This window comes from Streptomyces sp. NBC_00038, from assembly GCF_026343635.1.
Lineage (GTDB): Bacteria > Actinomycetota > Actinomycetes > Streptomycetales > Streptomycetaceae > Streptomyces.
On sequence record NZ_JAPELQ010000001.1, the window covers coordinates 5,390,800 to 5,410,290 of the forward strand.

The window sequence follows — 19,491 nt, forward strand, 5'->3', positions numbered from 1 at the left end:
CGGCTGTGACTGCGGGCTGCGTGACTAGTGCCGCTGCTGCTGCTCCGCCTGCAGACGTGCGACATAGGCGGCCGCCTGGGACCGCCGCTCCATCCCCAGTTTGGCCAGCAGGCTCGACACATAGTTCTTGATCGTCTTCTCGGCGAGGTGCAGCCGTTCGCCGATCACGCGATTGGTGAGGCCCTCGCCGATCAGGTCGAGGATCTTGCGCTCCTGCTCGGTGAGGTGCGCGAGCTTGTCGTCGCTCTTGGCGCCGCCCCCGTCGCGCAGCCGCTCCAGGACGCGGGCGGTGGCCACCGGGTCGAGCAGGGACTTCCCGGCGGCGACATCACGTACGGCCGAGAGCAGTTCGTTGCCGCGGATGGCCTTGAGCACATAGCCCGAGGCGCCCGCCATGATCGCGTCGAAAAGGGCCTCGTCGTCGGCGTACGAGGTCAGCATCAGGCACTTGATGTCCTCGTCCTGGGACCGGATCTCGCGGCAGACCTCCACGCCGCTGCCGTCCGGGAGCCGTACGTCCAGGACGGCGACGTCCGGGCGGGTGGCCGGAATCCGTACCAGGGCGTCGGCCGCCGTGCCCGCCTCGCCGACCACCTCGATGTCGTCCTCCACCGAGAGCAGCTCATGGACGCCGCGCCGGACCACCTCGTGATCATCGAGTAGAAATACGGTGATTTTCCCGTTTTCAGGCACGGTGTCAGTGTCACACACGATCATTGGCCCTGCCCCGGGGTGAACTCTTCCCGAGCCCGGGGTGGCCGGGATAACGTGCCGGTGTTCCGGCCCCCTGCAAGGCTGTTACCAACGCTGTGACCAGCGGCTGTTCCCGACCGAGGCGAAGTACTTGGAAATCCGACTAAAAAGTAGTTGGAAATCCGAGCAAAATCGCAGGTCAGGAGGGGTTTCACAGAATTGTGAAGCACTGGGTAACGTGGCTGTTGCAGGGCGCTCGCCGGGGCACCTGTCACGCCTGTTCCCGGCCGAGTGCACCCACCCCGTGCACGGGTACTGGAACAGGCGAGCCGCACTGGCCGACCGGCAACCCCGGGGGCCGGACCGACGGAGGAGCACACGTGACCGTGGAGAGCACTGCCGCGCAGAAGCCGCGACGCAGCGCCGGTACGAAGAGCGCCGCAAGCACCGGCACGACCGGAACGAAGCGCGCCGCGACCGGTGCCAAGCGCACCGGCGCAAACAAGTCACCGGGCGCAGACACTCAACTCATTCAGCTGCTGACCCCCGAGGGCAAGCGGGTCAAGGACGCCACGTACGACCCGTACGTCGCCGACATCACCCCCGAAGAGCTGCGCGGCCTGTACCGGGACATGGTGCTGACCCGCCGTTTCGACGCCGAGGCCACCTCCCTGCAGCGCCAGGGCGAGCTGGGCCTGTGGGCCTCTCTGCTCGGCCAGGAGGCCGCCCAGATCGGCTCAGGGCGGGCCACCCGCGAGGACGACTACGTCTTCCCGACCTACCGCGAGCACGGCGTGGCCTGGTGCCGCGGGGTCGACCCGACCAACCTGCTCGGCATGTTCCGCGGCGTGAACAACGGCGGCTGGGACCCGAACACCAACAACTTCCACCTGTACACGATCGTCATCGGCTCGCAGACCCTGCACGCCACCGGCTACGCCATGGGCATCACCAAGGACGGCGCCGACTCGGCCGTGATCGCGTACTTCGGGGACGGCGCCTCCAGCCAGGGCGACGTCGCCGAATCGTTCACCTTCTCCGCGGTCTACAACGCCCCCGTCGTGTTCTTCTGCCAGAACAACCAGTGGGCCATCTCCGAGCCGACCGAGAAGCAGACCCGTGTCCCGCTCTACCAGCGCGCGCAGGGCTACGGCTTCCCGGGCGTCCGCGTCGACGGCAACGACGTCCTCGCCTGCCTGGCCGTCACGAAGTGGGCGCTTGAGCGGGCCCGCCGGGGCGAGGGCCCCACCCTCGTCGAGGCGTACACCTACCGCATGGGCGCGCACACCACCTCCGACGACCCGACCAAGTACCGGGCCGACGAGGAGACCGAGTCCTGGGAGGCGAAGGACCCGATCCTGCGCATGCGCGCGTATCTCGAGGCCTCAAACCACGCGGACGAGGGATTTTTCGCGGAACTCGAAGCCGAGAGCGAGACGTTGGGCAAACGAGTACGCGACGTCGTACGGGCCATGCCGGACCCGGACCACTTCGCCATCTTCGAGAACGTGTACGCGGACGGGCACGCGCTCGTCGACGAGGAGCGGGCCCAGTTCGCCGCCTACCAGGCGTCGTTCGCGGACGAAGGGGAGGACAAGTAGCGATGACCGCTGAAAAGATGGCGCTGGCCAAGGCGATCAACGAGTCGCTGCGCACGGCCCTGGAGACCGACCCCAAGGTCCTGATCATGGGCGAGGACGTCGGCAAGCTCGGCGGAGTCTTCCGGGTCACCGACGGACTCCAGAAGGACTTCGGCGAGGACCGGGTCATCGACACCCCGCTCGCCGAGTCGGGCATCGTCGGCACGGCGATCGGCCTCGCGCTGCGCGGCTACCGCCCGGTGGTGGAGATCCAGTTCGACGGTTTCGTCTTCCCCGCCTACGACCAGATCGTCACGCAGCTCGCGAAGATGCACGCGCGGGCGCTCGGCAAGATCAAGCTCCCCGTCGTCATCCGCATTCCGTACGGCGGTGGCATCGGCGCGGTCGAGCACCACTCGGAGTCGCCTGAGGCGCTGTTCGCGCACGTGTCGGGCCTCAAGGTGGTCTCCCCGTCGAACGCGTCCGACGCCTACTGGATGATGCAGCAGGCGATCCAGAGCGACGACCCGGTGATCTTCTTCGAGCCGAAGCGGCGCTACTGGGACAAGTCCGAGGTCAACACGGAGGCGATCCCCGGACCCCTGCACAAGGCGCGCGTGGTGCGCGAGGGCACCGACCTGACCCTCGTCGCGTACGGCCCGATGGTGAAGGTGTGCCTGGAGGCCGCGGCGGCCGCCCAGGAGGAGGGCAAGTCGATCGAGGTCCTGGACCTGCGCTCGATGTCCCCGCTCGACTTCGACTCCGTCCAGACCTCGGTGGAGAAGACCCGCCGTCTGGTCGTGGTGCACGAGGCACCGGTGTTCCTCGGCACGGGCGCGGAGATCGCCGCCCGCATCACGGAGCGGTGCTTCTACCACCTGGAGGCACCCGTCCTGCGGGTCGGCGGCTACCACGCCCCCTACCCGCCGGCACGCCTGGAGGACGAGTACCTTCCGGGCCTGGACCGGGTGCTCGACGCCGTCGACCGCTCGCTTGCGTACTGAGGAGAGGGTCGTGACGACGATGACCGAGAACGCGTCGGGACTCCGCGAGTTCAAGATGCCCGATGTGGGCGAGGGGCTCACCGAGGCGGAGATCCTCAAGTGGTACGTACAGCCCGGTGACCAGGTCACCGACGGCCAGGTGGTCTGCGAGGTCGAGACCGCCAAGGCCGCCGTGGAGCTGCCCATCCCGTACGACGGTGTGGTGCGCGAACTCCGCTTCCCCGAGGGGACGACGGTGGACGTGGGCCAGGTGATCATCGCGGTGCAGGTGGCCGGAGAGGCGGGCCCGCCTGCGGCGGAGGCCGCCGCGGCGCCTGTCGAAGCGCCTGCCGCAGGGAAGCCGAAGTCCGAGGGCCGCACCCCGGTCCTCGTCGGCTACGGCGTCGCCGAGTCCTCCACCAAGCGCCGTGCCCGCAAGGGGGCCGAGGTTCCCGCCCAGGCACCCGAGCCGGTCTACGCGGCTTCGGCGATCCAGGCCGTCCAAGGCGAGCTGAACGGACACGGGCCCTCCGCGCCCGTGGCGGCCCGTCCGCTGGCCAAGCCCCCGGTCCGCAAGCTCGCCAAGGACCTCGGCGTCGACCTGGCGACGATCACCCCGTCCGGCCCGGACGGCGTCATCACGCGCGAGGACGTGCACGCGGCGGTGGCTCCGGCGCCGACCGCTCCGGAGCCGGTCGTCCAGCAGACCCCGGCCGCGCCCGTCCAGGCCCTCGCCCCGGTCGCCTCGTACGACACGGCACGCGAGACCCGTATCCCGGTCAAGGGTGTCCGCAAGGCCACGGCGGCCGCGATGGTCGGCTCGGCGTTCACCGCGCCGCACGTCACCGAGTTCGTGACGGTCGACGTGACGCGCACGATGAAGCTGGTCGAGGAGCTCAAGCAGGACAAGGAGATGCAGGGTCTGCGGGTGAATCCGCTACTCCTCATCGCCAAGGCCCTGCTGGTCGCCATCAAGCGCAACCCGGACGTCAACGCGTCCTGGGACGAGGCCGCCCAGGAGATCGTCCTCAAGCACTATGTGAACCTGGGCATCGCAGCGGCGACCCCGCGCGGCCTGCTTGTCCCGAACATCAAGGACGCGCACGCCAAGACCCTGCCGCAACTGGCTCAGTCTCTCGGCGAGCTGGTCTCCACGGCCCGTGAGGGCAAGACCTCCCCGGCCGCGATGCAGGGCGGCACGGTCACCATCACCAACGTCGGCGTCTTCGGCGTCGACACCGGCACGCCGATCCTCAACCCCGGCGAGTCCGCGATCCTCGCCGTCGGCGCGATCAAGCTCCAGCCGTGGGTCCACAAGGGCAAGGTCAAGCCCCGCCAGGTCACCACGCTCGCGCTGAGCTTCGACCACCGCCTGGTGGACGGCGAGCTGGGCTCCAAGGTGCTCGCCGATGTGGCGGCGATCCTGGAGCAGCCCAAGCGGCTGATCACCTGGGCGTAGGGAACGAGAAGGGGGCCCGCCGCACTTCCGCGGCGGGCCCCCTTCTCGTGTGCGACGGGCTGCTGCCCGTACGCCCGAAAGCTACTTCTGTGCCCGGGACCTACTTGGCGAAGGCGTAGTTCATCAGCTTCTTCGCGTCCGACTCACGGGCCGTGATGGACGTGGACGCGAGAACCGTGCCGATGACGGTCTTGCCGTTGCGCGTGGCGGCGAAGACGAGGCAGTACTTGGCCTGGGCGCCGGAGCCGGTCTTCACGCCGATCGTGCCGCTGTAGGTGCCGAGCAGACCGTTCGTGTTGGTCCAGGCCGCCATGGTGCGGGTGGAGCCGGTCTTCGTGACGGTCTTCGCCGTGTACGACTTCGTCTTCACGATCGTCTTGAACGTGGAGCTCAGCATCGTGCTGCTGGCGAGCTTCGTCAGGTCCTTCGGCGTCGAGTAGTTGGAGCCGTTGCTGATGCCGTCGAACGAGTCGAAGTGCGTGTTCGTCAGGCCGAGCTGGCTGGCCTTGGCGTTCATCTTGGCGATGAACGACTTCACGCGGGCGGAGCGCGTCGTGCCCGTGCCGAACTTGTCGGCGAGCGCGTACGCGGCGTCGCAGCCGGACGGCAGCATCAGCCCGTACAGGAGCTGGCGGACGGTGACCTTGTCGCCGACGATCAGACGGGCCGAGGAGGCGTTGTTGGCGACGATGTAGTCGCTGTACGCCTTCTGGATGGTGACCTTGGCGTCCAGGTTGAGGTTCGCCTGCGTGAGCACGACCTTGGCGGTCATGATCTTGGTGGTGGAGCCGGTGGGGAGCTTGGTGTTCCCGGCCTTCGAGTAGAGGGCCGTGCCCGTTGCGTTGTTCATCACGTAGCCGCCCTTGGCGGCGATCGTGGGCGTGGTGAGGGCTTGTGCGGGAGCCGCGCCGAGGGCTCCGGTCGCGATCATGGCGCCGGTCGTGACGACGACGGCGGCAGCTCTGCGGACGCGCGTGCCCTTAATGCCGGTTATCAAGTTTCCTACCCCGATTACGTTAAATGCCCAAGGAGCGCGGCCACATGGGAGAGCCGCCTCTCGTGTGACACGTAAGTAGCACGAAAGGTTGTGCGCTTTATTGGAGAGACGTTCGATCACGAATCGGGGCGTCCGCATTCTGGAACGACGCGACCATGCGTACGTGTTGTATCTATGCTGTGCTCATGTCCTCCGCCCCGTCCCCCGCAGCAACCCGGCCCGCGCCCGCGAAACAACCCCCCGCCGCCGAGCGCGTCTACGCGCACGTCAAGCAGGGTGTCCTGGAACGCCGTTACGAGGGCGGGACGTTGCTCACCGAGGGCGAGCTCGCCGAGGCCGTGGGAGTCTCGCGCACGCCGGTCCGCGAGGCGCTGCTCCGGCTCGAGGTCGAAGGGCTGATCAAGCTCTACCCGAAGAAGGGCGCACTGGTCCTGCCCGTCTCCGCCCAGGAGATCGCGGACGTCGTCGAGACCCGGCAGCTCGTCGAGGGACACGCGGCGCGCAAGGCCGTACCGGCATCACCGCGGCTCCTCGCCCGCCTGGAAGAACTCCTCGCCGAGCAGAAGGAGCAGGCCGCCGCCGGGGACCTGGCCGCCGCTGCCGTCACCGACCGCTGCTTCCACGCCGAGATCGTCCGCAGCGGCGGCAACGAGATCCTCTCCCGCCTCTACGACCAGCTCCGCGACCGGCAGTTGAGGATGGGCGTGGCCGTGATGCACGCCCACCCCGACCGGATCACCAAGACGCTCTCCGAGCACGAGCAGATCCTTGAGGCGCTGCGCGCCGGTGACGCGGAAGCGGTCGTCGGCCTCATCCACGGGCACGTCAGCTGGTTCTCCAACCTGGCGCGGGGCGAGGTCCGATGAGTTCCTCGGCCACGCTGCCCGGGGATCCGCCCGGCGGGCGGCGCGCCCTCGCCGTCTGGGGCGTAGGCGTCTCCGTCTATTTCGTCGCCGTCATCTTCCGTACGTCCCTGGGCGTGGCCGGCCTGGACGCCGCGGACCGCTTCCACGTCAACGCCTCCGCCCTCTCCACCTTCTCGATCCTCCAGCTCCTCGTCTACGCGGGCATGCAGATACCGGTGGGCCTGCTGGTCGACAGGCTCGGCACCAAGAAGGTGCTGACCATCGGCGCAGTGCTGTTCACGGCAGGGCAGTTGGGCTTCGCGTTCTCTCCCTCGTACGGGATGGCGCTCGCCTCGCGCGCGCTGCTGGGCTGCGGCGACGCGATGACCTTCATCAGCATCCTGCGGCTCGGTACACGCTGGTTCCCCGCCCGGCGCGGGCCGCTCGTCGCGCAGCTCGCGGGACTTGCGGGGATGGCGGGCAACCTCGTCTCGACGCTGGTGATCGCCCGGCTGCTGCACGGAGTGGGGTGGACGGCGGCGTTCGCGGGCAGTGCGGGTGCCGGTGTCGTCGTCCTCGTCCTCATGCTGCTGTTCCTGAAGGACCATCCCGAGGGTCACGAGCCGGAGCCGTTCCCGCACCAGGGGGCCGCGTACGTCCGGCGCCAGATCGCGGCGTCCTGGCGGGAGCCCGGGACCCGGCTCGGGATGTGGGTGCACTTCACCACGCAGTTCCCGGCGATGGTGTTCCTGCTGCTGTGGGGCCTGCCGTTCCTCGTCGAGGCGGAGGGGCTGTCGCGGGCCACCGCCGGTGAACTGCTGACGCTCGTCGTGCTGTCCAACATGGTCGTCGGACTTGTGTACGGGCAGGTCGTCGCCCGGCATCATGCGGCTCGGCTGCCGCTCGCGCTCGGCACGGTTGCCGCGACCTCGGTCGTCTGGGCGGGGGTGCTGGTGTACCCCGGTGAGTACGCGCCGATGTGGGTGCTCATCGTGCTGTGCGTGGTGCTGGGTGCCTGTGGGCCGGCGTCCATGCTGGGGTTCGACTTCGCGCGGCCCGCGAATCCGCCCGAGCGGCAGGGGACCGCGTCCGGGATCACCAACATGGGGGGCTTCGTCGCCTCCATGACCACGCTGCTGGCGATCGGTGTGCTGCTGGATGCCACCGGGGACAACTACCGGGTCGCCTTCTCCGCCGTGTTCGTGCTTCAGGCGGTCGGGCTGAGCCAGGTCTTCCGGTTGCGGAAGCAGGCGGCTCGGAGGGAGCGGGAGCGGTTGGTTGCTAGTCGGGTGGAGACGGTGCACGTTCCGGCGTAGGTGGTGGGGGTGGGGGGCTGTTTTCGCCCCCTCCGCCCCTACCCGTCCCGTTCCTGGGGCTCCGCCCCAGACCTCGCTCCTCAAACGCCGGAGGGGCTGAAACTACTTGGTGACCGTGAAGTTCCTCAGGATCGCCGCCGTCAGTTCCGGGTCGCCCTCCGTCTTGATGCGGTCGGCTACCGCCTCGGTGGTCACGCGGCCGCAGGCCAGGCGGTAGAACGTCTCCCAGTCGAGGGTGAGGGTGGCGGCCGGGCCCAGGGAGGGTGCGCCGTCCACCTTGCCGTTGCCTTCGGCGTCCACCCGGACCGTCCGGAGGAACTCGACGGGCCCGTGGATGTCGAAGACCACCGCCGAATTCGCGGGCGCCCCCGCTTCCTTGGCGACGACTCTCGGGAGCGCGGCGAGCAGCCCGTCGCGGACGATGTACGCGCCCGGGGAGTCGAGGTTCCCGGGCCGGCCGAGGGCGGCGCGCAGGTCCTGCTCGTGCACCCAGACGTCGAACGCCCGGTTCCGCATGGCGTGTTCGAGGGTGACCTCGGTGCCGAGGGGGCCGCGCACCTTGGTGTCGGGCTGCCGGGTCTCGTTCCGCAGCTGACGGTTGCGGCGGATGATCGTGTACTCCAGCTCGGAGGTCATCTCCGGAGCGGTGTGGTGACGGCGTACGTCGACCTGCATCTCCATGTACCGCTGGTGTTCGTTCGTCACGTGGTACAGGTCGCGCGGGAGCGTGTGGATCGGGCGCGGGTCGCCGAGCATCTCGCAGTCGAGGCCGATGACGTGCGAGACGAGGTCCCGCACCGACCAGCCCGGGCATGGCGTCCGCCTGTTCCACTCGCCTTCCACAAGCGGCGACACCAGTTCGGATATCGCTTCCACGGAGTGGGTCCAGGCGTCGGCGTAGGACTGAAGGCTGGGATGCAGACTCACGGAACGGGACCCCTCGGGCGGTTGGACGCGGGCAGTGCAGAGGCAGCGGGTGTCTTGGGACGCTAAGTTACGCTGCTGTGAGGCACCCCGGCAGTGCTTTGGTGTGACGATCGTAGGCCCGTATCAACGGCTCGAATGCCAGGACGGTGGTAGTGTGCGCGCCTCTCTCCTCCAGATCGACGTAAACGAGACCGAATCCGTCGATTCGCGGCGTGTGCGTGTGGCGGCTCTGGTACGGGAGCAGGCCGGTGCCGATCTTGTGGTGCTGCCCGAGCTGTGGACCACGGGGGCGTTCGCGTACGAGGGGTTCGGCGCGGAGGCCGAGCCGCTGGAGGGGCCCACGTACGAGGTGATGGCCAAGGCGGCGAGTGACGCGGGCGTCTGGCTGCACGCGGGGTCGATTCCCGAGCGGTCCCCCGAAGGACCTCTCTACAACACCTCCCTCGTCTTCTCTCCCTCCGGAGAGCTGGCCGCCTCCTACCGGAAGATTCACCGGTTCGGCTTCGACAAGGGTGAGGCCGTGCTGATGGGGGCGGGGGGCGAGCTGGTGACCGTCCGGCTGCCGGAGACCACCCTCGGTCTTGCCACCTGCTACGACCTTCGTTTTCCCGAGCTCTTCCGTGGGCTTGTCGATGCGGGTGCCGAGACGCTTGTGCTGGCGGCCGGCTGGCCCGAGCGGCGGCGGTCGCACTGGACGCTGCTTGCGCAGGCGCGTGCTGTTGAGAACCAGGCGTATGTCCTTGCCTGTGGAACGGCTGGTGCGCATGCGGGAGTTCCCCAGGCCGGGTACTCCATCGTGGTCGATCCGTGGGGTGAGGTTCTCGCGGAGGCGGGGGCCGGCGAGGAGGTCCTCACGGTGGAGTTCGACCCGGGGAGGGTCGGGGTTACCCGGTCGCAGTTCCCGGCGCTGAAGGATCGGGTGCTGGGGCTTGAGGTCCCGCGGCGCTGATTTGCCGGTTGCCCAGGGTGGGGGCTGGGGTCGGGGTGGGTGCGCTTGCCTGCGCTTGCAGGGTGCCGCTGTGCCCACCCGTGCCGCCCCTAGCGGCACGCATGCCCACAGCTATGACGGACGCGGGTGGGTGGGCTGCCGCCCCTTGCGGCGCGCATGCCCACAGCGGGGACGGTTGCAGCGGCACGCATGCCCACAGCTATGACGGCTGCGGTGTCAGTCCTCCCCCCGTTCCTTCTCCGCCAGGTGGATCACGCATACCGCTACCGCGATCATCAGTGCCGGGTCCGCGTCGTCTCGTACGACGTCGACGCCGTACGTCTCGCGGATGTGGAGCCAGCGGCGGGAGATCTGGGCCAGGAGTTCGTTGTCGTAGTCGACGGCGAACTCGCGGTCGAGGATCTTGCCGCTGACGTCGAGTTCGGTGCCGTCCACCAGGGACACCCGGTAGTGGTTGCGCAGCAGCGACAGCCGTTTGCGCTTGATCGTCGCCAGCGGGTCTCCGTCCCGCTCGATGATCATCGTGTCGCGCAGGGCGAGCATCTTCTGGTGGATGTCGATGAGGACGCGCCCCCGCGTGTCCTTCAGCTCGAAGGTGTCCCGCAGCCGCATGGCCTTGCCGTCGACGAGGAAGACCTTGTTGCCGTGGTCGTCCTCGATCCAGTAGTCGTCTCCGAAGCCGAGGAGCCGGTCGCGTACGAGGTATCTCATGCCATCACCGCTTCCCCGGCGGGCGGTCCGAAACGCCGCCGATAGGCCGACGGGCTGAGTCCTGTCGCCCGCCGCACCCGCTCCCGCAGGTTCGCGGCGGTCCCCAGACCACTGCGTTCGGCGACGACGTCGAGCCGTTCCTCCCCGCGCTCGATGAGCCGGCAGGCCAGCGCGACCCGCTCACCGGTGAGCCACGCCAGCGGGGTCGTGCCGAGCTGCGCCCGGAAGCGCCGGTGCAGGGTCGCCGGGCTGACCGCCGCCCGGGACGCCAGGTCCGCGATCGTGAGCGGTTCGTCGATCCGCTCCTGCGCCCACGCCAGCAGCGGGGCGAGCGACTCGTCCGGTACGTCGGGCACGGGACGCTCGACGAACTGCCGCTGCCCGCCGTCGCGGTGAGCGGCGAACACCAGCCGCCGGGACACCGCGTTGGCGATCTCGGCGCCGTGGTCGCGCCGGATGAGGTGGAGCCCGAGATCCAGTGCGGCCGCGCTGCCGGCTGCCGTCAGCACGTCGCCCTCGTCCACGAAGAGCACGTCGGGCTCCAGCAGGACCTGCGGATGGAGCTCGCGGAAGGAGTCCGCCCAGCGCCAGTGCGTGGTCGCCCGGCGCCCGTCGAGCAGCCCCGCCTCGGCGAGCGCGAAGGCGCCGGTGCAGAAGCTCACGACACGGGCGCCGCGCGCATGGGTGCGCCGGATGGCCTCGCGCACGGTGGCGTCACGCGGGACGACGTTGTCGGGGCGGCCCGGGACGATCAGGGTGTCCGCGTCGTCCACCGCTTCCAGCCCCGGCACTCCGGTCAGGGTGAAGAACCCGTGATTCATCCGGACCCCGGGCGTGGGTGTGCACAGGGTCAGGTCGTACAGCGGCTGGGGCAGCCCGAGTTCGGGGCGCGGCAGCCCGAACAGCTCTGTCGAGACACCGACCTCGAAGGGGTTGGTGCTCTCGTCGACGATCACGGCGATCCGGTGCGGCGGCCGTCCCGGCGGTACGTGCTGCGAGGATCCTTGCGGCATATGCGATTTCTAGCACTCACCGGGATGCCGGGCCACCGCCGAGGATGACGGCATGGCCAACGAACCCGTCTCCCTCCCCACCGCCCTCGCCTCCTTCACCGACCTGTGGAGCCCCCGCATCGTCACCTCCGTCAACGACTACGACGTACGCGTCGCGAAGGTCGAAGGGGAGCACGTCTGGCACGTGCACGACCACACGGACGAGTTCTTCCTGGTGGTCGAGGGCGAACTGCACATCGCGCTCCGGGAGGCGGCCGGCGAGCGGACCGTCGTACTCCCCAAGGGCTCGGTCTTCACCGTCCCGCGCGGCACCGAACACAGGCCGTACGCCCCACAGCCCACCTCGATCCTGATGTTCGAGCCCACCGGCACCCTCACCGTCGGCGACCGCCACGACGAGGTACCGGACCACGTGGACGCGACGACAGGGCACGCTCTCGCCTAGCGTCCACTTACGCGCCGTGTCCGTCGCGGTAGCCGCCCCGGTGCGGACGTTCCTCGTCGATCACCGGGGTGCCGGCCCCCATGACCACGCGCCTCCGCCTGGCGACGCTGCTGAACGTCGCCACGCCGATCAGTCCGACGATCATGAAGATGAGGCCGACCAGGTCGAGGTTGACCCCCTGCATGTCCCAGTCGGTCGCGAACGTGAGGATCGCTCCTGCGGCGATCAGAATGATGCATCCGCCCAAGCCCATGGATGTCGCCTCCTTGTAGCCAACTCGGCGTCGTTCCTGGCCCACTCCGGGTACCCGGCTCGCCCCAGGGCATGCGGAAGCATCCGGAGGCTAGCCCTCCAGGAACGCCACCATCGCGTTCGCCAGCAGGAACGGGTCGTCCGCGCCGCACAGTTCACGGGCGCTGTGCATGGACAGGATGGCGACCCCGATGTCGACGGTCTTGATGCCGTGGCGGGCCGCGGTGATCGGGCCGATGGTGGTGCCGCAGGGCATCGAGTTGTTGGAGACGAAGGACTGGAAGGGCACGCCGGCCTTCTCGCAGGCGGCGGCGAAGACCGCGCGGCCCGAACCGTCCGTGGCGTAGCGGTTGTTGACGTTCACCTTGAGGATGGGGCCGCCGCCCGCGCGCGGGTGGTGCGTCGGGTCGTGCCGCTCCGCGTAGTTGGGGTGGACGGCGTGGCCGGTGTCCGAGGACAGACAGACGGTGCCTGCGAAGGCGCGCGCCCGGTCCTCGTACGAGCCCCCGCGCGCGAACACCGAGCGCTCCAGGACGCTGCCGAGGAGCGGCCCGTCCGCACCCGTGTCGCTCTGCGAGCCGTTCTCCTCGTGGTCGAAGGCGGCGAGCACGGGGATGTACGGGAGGTACTGCTGACCGGCGTCGGCCGTCGCGACCGCCGCGAGGGCCGCCGTACCGGCGTGCACGGACAGCAGGTTGTCCATGCGCGGGCCGGCAAGGAGCTCCCTGTCGCGGCCCAGGTAGGAGGGCGGCTCGACGGAGTGGGTCATCAGGTCCCAGCCGGTCACCTCGCCGGCGGCCAGGCCCGACTCCTCCTCCAGGAACGCGATCAGGTCGCCGTCGCGCACCTCCTCGCCCAGGCCCCAAATGGGCTGCAGATGGCGCTGCTTGTCCAGCTTCAGGCCCTCCGTGGACACGGAACGGTCCAGGTGGACGGCGAGTTGGGGCACCCGCAGCAGGGCGCGGTCGATGTTCACCAGGCGCGTCGAGCCGTCCCGCAGCGAAAGGCGTCCCGCCAGGCCGAGGTCCCGGTCCAGCCAGGAGTTCAGCAGCGGCCCGCCGTAGATCTCCACGGCCACCTGCCGCCAGCCGTGCGCCCCGCTGTCCGGGCGCGGCTTCACCCGCAGGTTGGGGGAGTCGGTGTGCGCGCCCACGATCCGGAACGGCGTGTGCGGCTCGGCACCCTCAGGGACGTACCAGGCGACGAGAGCACCCCCGCGCAGCACGTACTTCCCGCCGCTCGTCCCCTCCCACGCGTCGGTCTCGGCGACCTGACGGAATCCGGCCTTCTCCAGCCGCTCGGCGGCGTTCGCCACGGCGTGGTACGGCGTCGGGCTCGCCGCCAGGAAGGGCATGAGGTCGTCGGTGTGGCCGCGGTCGAAGCTTGAGGGAGTGCTCATGGGGTTCACCTTAACGACGCCCGAGGGCCCGCTCCCGGGGATGGGAACGGGCCCTCGTAACGGGGTTGTGAAGGGCGGACACCTGACTGGAAGGACAGGTTCCAGTCAGTGTCCGCCCTGTCCTGGAGTGCGACGCGGCGAGGCTTTGGTGCGAGGCCGCCAGGCTTTCGAACGGTTAGAACGCCGCCTCGTCAAGGTCCATCAGGTCGAGGTCCACGCCCTCGGCGAGCTTGCGCGCACCCGTGACGCCCGGCAGGACGTTGGCGGCGAAGAACTTCGCGGCCGCGATCTTGCCGGAGTAGAAGGGCTTGTCCTTCGCCGAGGCCGTCTCGAGCTTCTCGGCGGCGACCGCGGCACCGCGCAGCAGCAGGTAACCGACGACCACGTCACCGGAGGCCATCAGCAGCCGGGTCGTGTTGAGGCCCACCTTGTAGATGTTCTTGACGTCCTGCTCGGTCGCCGCGAGGTCGGTCAGCATCAGGCCGACGATGGCCTCCAGCTCGACGGCCGCCTTGGCGAGGTGCTCGCGGGCCCCGGAGAGCTCCTCGCCGCCCGTGCCGAGCGCGAGGAACTTCTTGATGTCCTCGGCGAGGGAGTTCAGCGCCGCGCCCTGGTTGCGGACGATCTTCCGGAAGAAGAAGTCCTGGCCCTGGATCGCGGTGGTGCCCTCGTACAGGGTGTCGATCTTGGCGTCGCGGATGTACTGCTCGATCGGGTACTCCTGGAGGAACCCGGAGCCGCCGAAGGTCTGCAGGGACTGCGCGAGCTGCTCGTAGCCCTTCTCGGAGCCGTAGCCCTTCACGATCGGCAGGAGCAGGTCGTTGAGGGCGTGCAGCTGCGTGGTGTCCTCGCCCGCCGCGGTCAGGACCGCGATCTCGTCCTGGACGGAGGCGGTGTGCAGCACAAGGGCGCGCATGCCCTCGGCGTACGCCTTCTGCGTCATCAGCGAACGACGCACGTCCGGGTGGTGCGTGATGGTGACCTTGGGCGCGGCCTTGTCCATGAAGCCGGCCAGGTCAGGGCCCTGGACGCGCTCCTTGGCGTACTCGAGCGCGTTGAGGTAGCCGGTCGACAGCGTCGAGATGGCCTTCGTGCCGACCATCATGCGGGCGAACTCGATGATCCGGAACATCTGGCGGATGCCGTCGTGCTTGTCGCCGATCAGCCAGCCCTTGGCGGGGTGGCGGTCGCCGAAGGTCATCTCGCAGGTGTTGGAAGCCTTGAGGCCCATCTTGTGCTCGACGTTCGTGGCGTAGGCGCCGTTGCGCTCGCCCAGCTCGCCGGTCTCGAAGTCGAAGAGGTACTTCGGTACGAGGAAGAGGGAGAGCCCCTTGGTGCCCGGACCGGCACCTTTCGGACGGGCCAGCACGTAGTGAAGGATGTTCTCCTCCATGTCGTGCTCACCGGACGTGATGAACCGCTTCACGCCCTCGATGTGCCAGGAGCCGTCCTCCTGCTCGATCGCCTTGGTGCGGCCGGCGCCCACGTCGGAGCCCGCGTCGGGCTCGGTGAGGACCATGGTCGAACCCCAGGTGCGGTCCACCGCGATCTGGGCGATCTTCTTCTGTACGTCGTTGCCCTCGTCGTAGAGGATCCCCGCGAAGGCCGGGCCGGACGAGTACATCCAGACAGCCGGGTTCGCGCCGAGGATCAGCTCCGCGAACGCCCAGATCAGGGACGCGGGGGCGGTCGTGCCGCCGATCTCCTCGGGCAGGCCCAGACGCCAGTACTCGGAGTCCATGAAGGCTTTGTACGATTTTTTGAAGGATGCCGGTACGGGCGCGGTGTTGGTCTCCGGGTCGAAGACCGGCGGGTTGCGGTCGGCGTCCGCGAAGGACTCGGCGAGCTCGTTCTCCGAGAGCCTGGTCAGCTCCTCGAGGATGCTCTTGGCGGTCTCGACGTCCATCTCCGCGAACGGGCCGGTGCCGTACAGCTTGTCGCGCCCGAGCACCTCGAAGAGGTTGAACTCGATGTCGCGGAGATTCGACTTGTAGTGCCCCATGGCGACGGCTCCGTAAGGGATCGGGGAGGCCGAAGCACTTCGGAGAACTCGCAGCCTCGTTTCACGTACCAGCAAGTAGCTACGATGATGCTACCCGTCGGTAATAAGACGCAACCCCGAACGGGCATCTGTGACGAGTTAGACCGGAAGCCGCACGGCGCGCAGGGCCCTGAGCCCTACACCGGAACCGTGAGCGTCGCTGTGTAGCCCTTGCCGACGCTACCCGTCATGGTCGCCAGCTGCTGGTCGTATCCGTCGCTGAAGATGCCGTCCGTCTCCAGCGAGAGCTGGCTCAGGTTGGACACGCTCTGGCTGTAGCCGTCCGTCGCGTACACCGTGTCGCAGACGTCCTTCGGGAACGCGAGCTGCGAGGTGTTCGTGATGGACGTCGCCGCCGTGGCGTCGTCCAGGCTGCCGTAGACCTCGAAGTGGATGTGCGGCCAGCGGCCCGTGTAGCAGGCGGGGAAGATGCTGGTGAAGGTGACCTGGCCCTTGTCGTCGGTCTCCTGGACCCCGCGCAGGTAGTTCTCCTCGGTGACGCCCTCCGAGTACAGGGAGTAGTTGCCCTCCCGGTCGCAATGCCACAGGTAGACGGCGGCACCCTCCTTGGCGGTGCCGCAGCCGGAGGCGGCGTCGACGACCGTGAGCGTGATCGTCAGGGGCACGCCCTCGGCGGTGCCGCCCGCCGAGTCGCCGAAGCTCGACCTGATGTCGCTCCGTACGACACCGCTCTCCTTCAGGACGTTCACGCCGTTCGAGCCGTCACCGGGGTACGGACCGGCCGTCTCGTTCGGGATCGTCGCGCACTCGGCGGACGACGAGGACGAGCTGCTGGAGGAGGAAGAGGAAGACGGGGAGGATGCGGTGGATGAGGAGGCGGAGGTCTCGTCGTCGGCCGAGCAGCCCACCAGCGGTATCAGGCTCGCCCCCGCCATCAGCCGGATCATCCGGCGGCGGGCGAGGACGGGGAGGTCGTAGGAGAGGCCCCTGTCGTGCTCGTGGACTTCGTCGTCGTGGTGTCCGTGCATGGCCCTGCCCCCTGTTGGTGGTTACTCGATCTTTGCCGGTGCGTGGTGCGTTCTTTGACAAGGCAGAAGCTATGAGCGTCCGCTGTGCGAAACCAGGGCGGTCTCTGTGAACTCCCCATGGGTGTGCCGGGTTCCCGGGCGCGCCCATGGGCGACCGCTGCCGGCCCGCCCGGTCGGTCACCCCGTACCGGCCCGCCGGGGCGGCCGTCTCGGTACGCTTGCGCGCATGTACGGCTATGACCAGAACGCGGGTGCACAGCAGGGGTACGCCGCGCCCCAGCAGCAGATGCCCGGACAGATGCCGGGCGGCCAGATGCCCGGCGGGTACGGGCAGCAGCCGCCGCTCTACCCCGAGCCGTCCCCGCCGTCCCTCGCGGATGCGGTCCGTGCGTTCACCACGGGGTCGATGGCCGCCGAGGACTTCCAGCAGGTCTTCGCCACGTCGAAGGTCTACTGCCCGCGCGGCGACAACCCCGGATTCCTGGCGCTGCACAACACCCAGCAGCCGGTCATCCCCATGTTCACCTCGCTCAAGGAGCTCCGTCGGTACGCCGGTAAGGAGTCCAAGTACTTCGTGATCACCGGCTCCGAGGTGATCGACCTGCTTCCCACCGGATACGGCTTCGTGGTCGACATGGAGGGTGAGCACCGCATGGTCTTCGACGCCAAGGCGGTGGAGCAGATGGTGGACTTCGCGATGCGCCGTATGTACGGCTGACGCTCACCTGCGCCTGTACTCATCCCGGACGCCCGGAGGGAATGCCCTCCGGGCGTCCGGCGTTACGGGTGGCAGAAAGTTCAACAATCAACTAAACTGAACGCACAAGGAGGTACCGACATGCCTGCAGTGACCGTCGAGAACCCGCTGACCCTGCCCCGCGTAGCCGCGTCCGCCGACGCCGTGGCCCGCCCGGTGCTCACCGTGACGACCGCGCCCAGCGGCTTCGAGGGCGAGGGCTTCCCGGTCCGCCGTGCGTTCGCCGGGATCAACTACCGCCACCTCGACCCGTTCATCATGATGGACCAGATGGGCGAGGTGGAGTACGCGCCCGGGGAGCCGAAGGGCACCCCCTGGCACCCGCACCGCGGCTTCGAGACCGTGACCTACATCCTCGACGGCGTCTTCGACCACCAGGACTCCAACGGTGGCGGCGGCACCATCACCAACGGTGACACCCAGTGGATGACCGCGGGCTCGGGTCTCCTGCACATCGAGGCTCCGCCGGAGTCGCTCGTCATGTCGGGCGGACTCTTCCACGGTCTCCAGCTGTGGGTGAACCTGCCCGCCAAGGACAAGATGATGGCCCCGCGCTATCAGGACATCCGCGGTGGCAGCGTCCAGCTGCTCACCACCCCCGACGGCGGCGCGCTCCTTCGCGTCATCGCCGGTGAGCTCGACGGTCACCAGGGCCCGGGCATCACGCACACGCCGATCACGATGGTCCACGCGACCGTCGCGCCCGGCGCCGAGGTCACGCTTCCGTGGCGCGAGGACTTCAACGGTCTCGCGTACGTTCTGGCCGGCCGCGGGTCGGTCGGTGCGGACCGCCGCCCGGTGCGCCTCGGACAGACGGCGGTCTTCGGCGCGGGTTCCTCGCTGACCGTCCGCGCGGACGAGCAGCAGGACGCCAACACCCCGGACATGGAGGTCGTCATCCTCGGCGGCCAGCCCATCCGCGAGCCCATGGCCCACTACGGCCCCTTCGTCATGAACACCCGCGAGGAACTCCAGCAGGCGTTCGAGGACTTCCAGAAGGGCCGCCTGGGCACGGTCCCGGCGGTGCACGGTATGACCGAGGGCGGGCTGTAACCCCTCCCGGTCCGCTACGGTACGACGAGGCCCGAAGCCGCAACTTGGATTTGCGACTTCGGGCCTGTCTTGTCAGAGCGTCGCTACGGCAGCACGTAGATGGGCGCTCCGTCCGCAGCGCATCCCGTCTGCCGCATGCAGCCCCGCTTGAGCAGCGTGCGCAGGCAGTCGTGGACGCGGGCGTGGGAGAGCCCCGTACGAGTGGCGATGTCTTCCATGCGGTAGCTGGCCTCGCCCCGAACGAGCGCGGGCGCCAGGTAGGCCGCCACCGCATGGATGTCCTCGGTGAAGACGAGGTTCTTCGCCTTCCAGGCGGCCAGGAGCTGCTGGGGCGTCAACTTCGGTGCCGGGTGGCGGAACCTGAGAGACTCGGCGATGTCCTGGAGCGCCTCGGCGATCGTGCGTTGGCTGTGGGCGATCATGCGGTGGCTGTCGGCGATGTTGCTCTGATCGCGGGCGATCGTGCCCTGGCTGCGTCTGATCTCTCGTAGAAGTTCGGTTTGCTCCCTCTGGAAGGCCGCCATGATCTCGTCGGCCTGGATGTTCCTCACTTCGAGCCGGACGATCGCGTCAGCGACCTGTTTGGGCATGACGTAGCTGGGGGCGCCAGTGGCGGGGGATTGTGCGGGAGACGGTTCCAGGGAGTAGGAGCCGTCGCGCTGGATCGTGGCGATGACTTCGGAAACCCAGTTCCTGAACGGCTGCGACTCCGGCTTCGTGCACCTGTGGACGAGCTGGATGAGACCTTCTAGGTTCACCAACTTCATCGTTGTGCGGAACCTGTGACCTGCGGTATTGCGCCTTGCGTCGCTGAGGCCGACCCTTCGTGCAATGTCACCGAACGTCGTTGCGTGCTGTTCCGACACCGCGGTCTGCACGGCGTCCCGTGTGTTCGCGTAGCCGAGTTGCTTCGCCACATCCATCGCTGGGAACCAGTGTTCCCCGCTCTGCATCGTCAGCCTCCGCACCCGCGCCCCCGTGGCCGCGAACACGAAGTCATTGATGTCGATCGCGTCCTGCTGCTGTACCGCCGACTCGTCCGTCGGCGCGTCGTTCTGCTCGTACATCGAGCATCACCTCCG

19 protein-coding genes are annotated in these 19,491 nt (G+C 68.7%); 9 read left to right on the forward strand and 10 right to left on the reverse strand.

The window, feature by feature from the left end:
• Positions 1 to 24: 24 nt before the first annotated feature.
• Positions 25 to 693: a response regulator transcription factor gene (locus tag OG219_RS24350; RefSeq protein WP_323183295.1), complete on the reverse strand. Its 669-nt coding sequence runs from the start codon at positions 691 to 693 to the stop codon at positions 25 to 27.
• A gap of 380 nt (positions 694 to 1,073) precedes the next feature.
• Here OG219_RS24350 and pdhA point away from each other — a divergent pair, with 380 nt between their 5' ends.
• Genes pdhA through OG219_RS24365 form a run of 3 tightly spaced genes read left to right on the forward strand, consistent with a single transcriptional unit; the run spans position 1,074 to position 4,715 of the window.
• Positions 1,074 to 2,294, forward strand: coding sequence for a pyruvate dehydrogenase (acetyl-transferring) E1 component subunit alpha (gene pdhA / locus OG219_RS24355; protein ID WP_266829788.1), 1,221 nt, complete (start codon positions 1,074 to 1,076; stop codon positions 2,292 to 2,294).
• 2 nt (positions 2,295 to 2,296) lie between these two features.
• Positions 2,297 to 3,277, forward strand: coding sequence for an alpha-ketoacid dehydrogenase subunit beta (locus OG219_RS24360; RefSeq protein WP_266829790.1), 981 nt, complete (start codon positions 2,297 to 2,299; stop codon positions 3,275 to 3,277).
• A gap of 10 nt (positions 3,278 to 3,287) precedes the next feature.
• Complete coding sequence (locus OG219_RS24365) at positions 3,288 to 4,715, forward strand: dihydrolipoamide acetyltransferase family protein (RefSeq protein ID WP_266829792.1); 1,428 nt, start codon at positions 3,288 to 3,290, stop codon at positions 4,713 to 4,715.
• Positions 4,716 to 4,815: 100 nt separating this feature from the next.
• Here the strand turns inward: OG219_RS24365 and OG219_RS24370 are convergent, their stop codons facing one another.
• Entirely contained in the window at positions 4,816 to 5,712 is an 897-nt protein-coding gene (locus OG219_RS24370; RefSeq protein WP_266829794.1) for a D-alanyl-D-alanine carboxypeptidase family protein, read from the reverse strand.
• Between the two features lie 185 nt (positions 5,713 to 5,897).
• On the opposite strand from OG219_RS24370, the gene OG219_RS24375 reads away from it, so the two are divergent.
• Together OG219_RS24375 and OG219_RS24380 are read left to right on the forward strand one after the other, a co-directional pair.
• Complete coding sequence (locus tag OG219_RS24375) at positions 5,898 to 6,578, forward strand: GntR family transcriptional regulator (protein ID WP_266829796.1); 681 nt, start codon at positions 5,898 to 5,900, stop codon at positions 6,576 to 6,578.
• A complete protein-coding gene (locus OG219_RS24380; RefSeq protein ID WP_266829798.1) occupies positions 6,575 to 7,873 on the forward strand; it encodes a nitrate/nitrite transporter in 1,299 nt (432 codons plus the stop codon). Before OG219_RS24375 ends, OG219_RS24380 begins: the two co-directional genes overlap by 4 nt.
• A 102-nt stretch (positions 7,874 to 7,975) precedes the next feature.
• On the opposite strand, the gene OG219_RS24385 is transcribed toward OG219_RS24380, so the two are convergent.
• Positions 7,976 to 8,800 carry a maleylpyruvate isomerase family mycothiol-dependent enzyme gene (locus OG219_RS24385; RefSeq protein WP_266829800.1) on the reverse strand — a complete coding sequence of 275 codons (825 nt, stop codon included), beginning with the start codon at positions 8,798 to 8,800 and terminating at the stop codon, positions 7,976 to 7,978.
• A gap of 154 nt (positions 8,801 to 8,954) precedes the next feature.
• Between OG219_RS24385 and OG219_RS24390 the strand changes: the two genes are divergently transcribed.
• Positions 8,955 to 9,749, forward strand: coding sequence for a carbon-nitrogen family hydrolase (locus tag OG219_RS24390; protein ID WP_266829802.1), 795 nt, complete (start codon positions 8,955 to 8,957; stop codon positions 9,747 to 9,749).
• 216 nt (positions 9,750 to 9,965) lie between these two features.
• Here the strand turns inward: OG219_RS24390 and OG219_RS24395 are convergent, their stop codons facing one another.
• Both OG219_RS24395 and OG219_RS24400 read right to left on the reverse strand, forming a co-directional pair.
• A complete protein-coding gene (locus tag OG219_RS24395; protein WP_266829804.1) occupies positions 9,966 to 10,460 on the reverse strand; it encodes an LURP-one-related/scramblase family protein in 495 nt (164 codons plus the stop codon).
• A complete protein-coding gene (locus tag OG219_RS24400) occupies positions 10,457 to 11,473 on the reverse strand; it encodes a GlxA family transcriptional regulator (RefSeq protein ID WP_266829806.1) in 1,017 nt (338 codons plus the stop codon). Before OG219_RS24400 ends, OG219_RS24395 begins: the two co-directional genes overlap by 4 nt.
• A 52-nt stretch (positions 11,474 to 11,525) precedes the next feature.
• Between OG219_RS24400 and OG219_RS24405 the strand changes: the two genes are divergently transcribed.
• Positions 11,526 to 11,918 (forward strand): cupin domain-containing protein, encoded by a 393-nt coding sequence (locus OG219_RS24405; protein WP_266829808.1) that lies wholly within the window; start codon positions 11,526 to 11,528, stop codon positions 11,916 to 11,918.
• A 7-nt stretch (positions 11,919 to 11,925) separates the two neighbouring features.
• Here OG219_RS24405 and OG219_RS24410 read toward each other — a convergent pair whose 3' ends face one another.
• The 4 genes from OG219_RS24410 to OG219_RS24425 all read right to left on the reverse strand — a co-directional run bounded on the left by OG219_RS24410 (position 11,926) and on the right by OG219_RS24425 (position 16,599).
• Positions 11,926 to 12,171: a hypothetical protein gene (locus OG219_RS24410; protein ID WP_266829810.1), complete on the reverse strand. Its 246-nt coding sequence runs from the start codon at positions 12,169 to 12,171 to the stop codon at positions 11,926 to 11,928.
• A 90-nt stretch (positions 12,172 to 12,261) separates the two neighbouring features.
• Positions 12,262 to 13,569, reverse strand: a complete 1,308-nt coding sequence (locus OG219_RS24415) for a M18 family aminopeptidase (protein WP_266829812.1) — start codon at positions 13,567 to 13,569, stop codon at positions 12,262 to 12,264.
• Between the two features lie 175 nt (positions 13,570 to 13,744).
• Positions 13,745 to 15,571: an acyl-CoA dehydrogenase gene (locus OG219_RS24420; RefSeq protein ID WP_266829814.1), complete on the reverse strand. Its 1,827-nt coding sequence runs from the start codon at positions 15,569 to 15,571 to the stop codon at positions 13,745 to 13,747.
• Positions 15,572 to 15,747: 176 nt separating this feature from the next.
• Positions 15,748 to 16,599, reverse strand: coding sequence for an intradiol ring-cleavage dioxygenase (locus tag OG219_RS24425; protein ID WP_266829816.1), 852 nt, complete (start codon positions 16,597 to 16,599; stop codon positions 15,748 to 15,750).
• 226 nt (positions 16,600 to 16,825) lie between these two features.
• On the opposite strand from OG219_RS24425, the gene OG219_RS24430 reads away from it, so the two are divergent.
• Positions 16,826 to 17,317 carry an SseB family protein gene (locus OG219_RS24430; RefSeq protein ID WP_266829818.1) on the forward strand — a complete coding sequence of 164 codons (492 nt, stop codon included), beginning with the start codon at positions 16,826 to 16,828 and terminating at the stop codon, positions 17,315 to 17,317.
• A 120-nt stretch (positions 17,318 to 17,437) separates the two neighbouring features.
• Positions 17,438 to 18,409 carry a pirin family protein gene (locus OG219_RS24435; protein ID WP_266829819.1) on the forward strand — a complete coding sequence of 324 codons (972 nt, stop codon included), beginning with the start codon at positions 17,438 to 17,440 and terminating at the stop codon, positions 18,407 to 18,409.
• Between the two features lie 83 nt (positions 18,410 to 18,492).
• On the opposite strand, the gene OG219_RS24440 is transcribed toward OG219_RS24435, so the two are convergent.
• The gene (locus tag OG219_RS24440) at positions 18,493 to 19,476 is read right to left on the reverse strand and encodes a BRO family protein (RefSeq protein ID WP_266829821.1); all 984 of its coding nucleotides are present in this window, start codon (positions 19,474 to 19,476) and stop codon (positions 18,493 to 18,495) included.
• Positions 19,477 to 19,491: the final 15 nt, after the last annotated feature.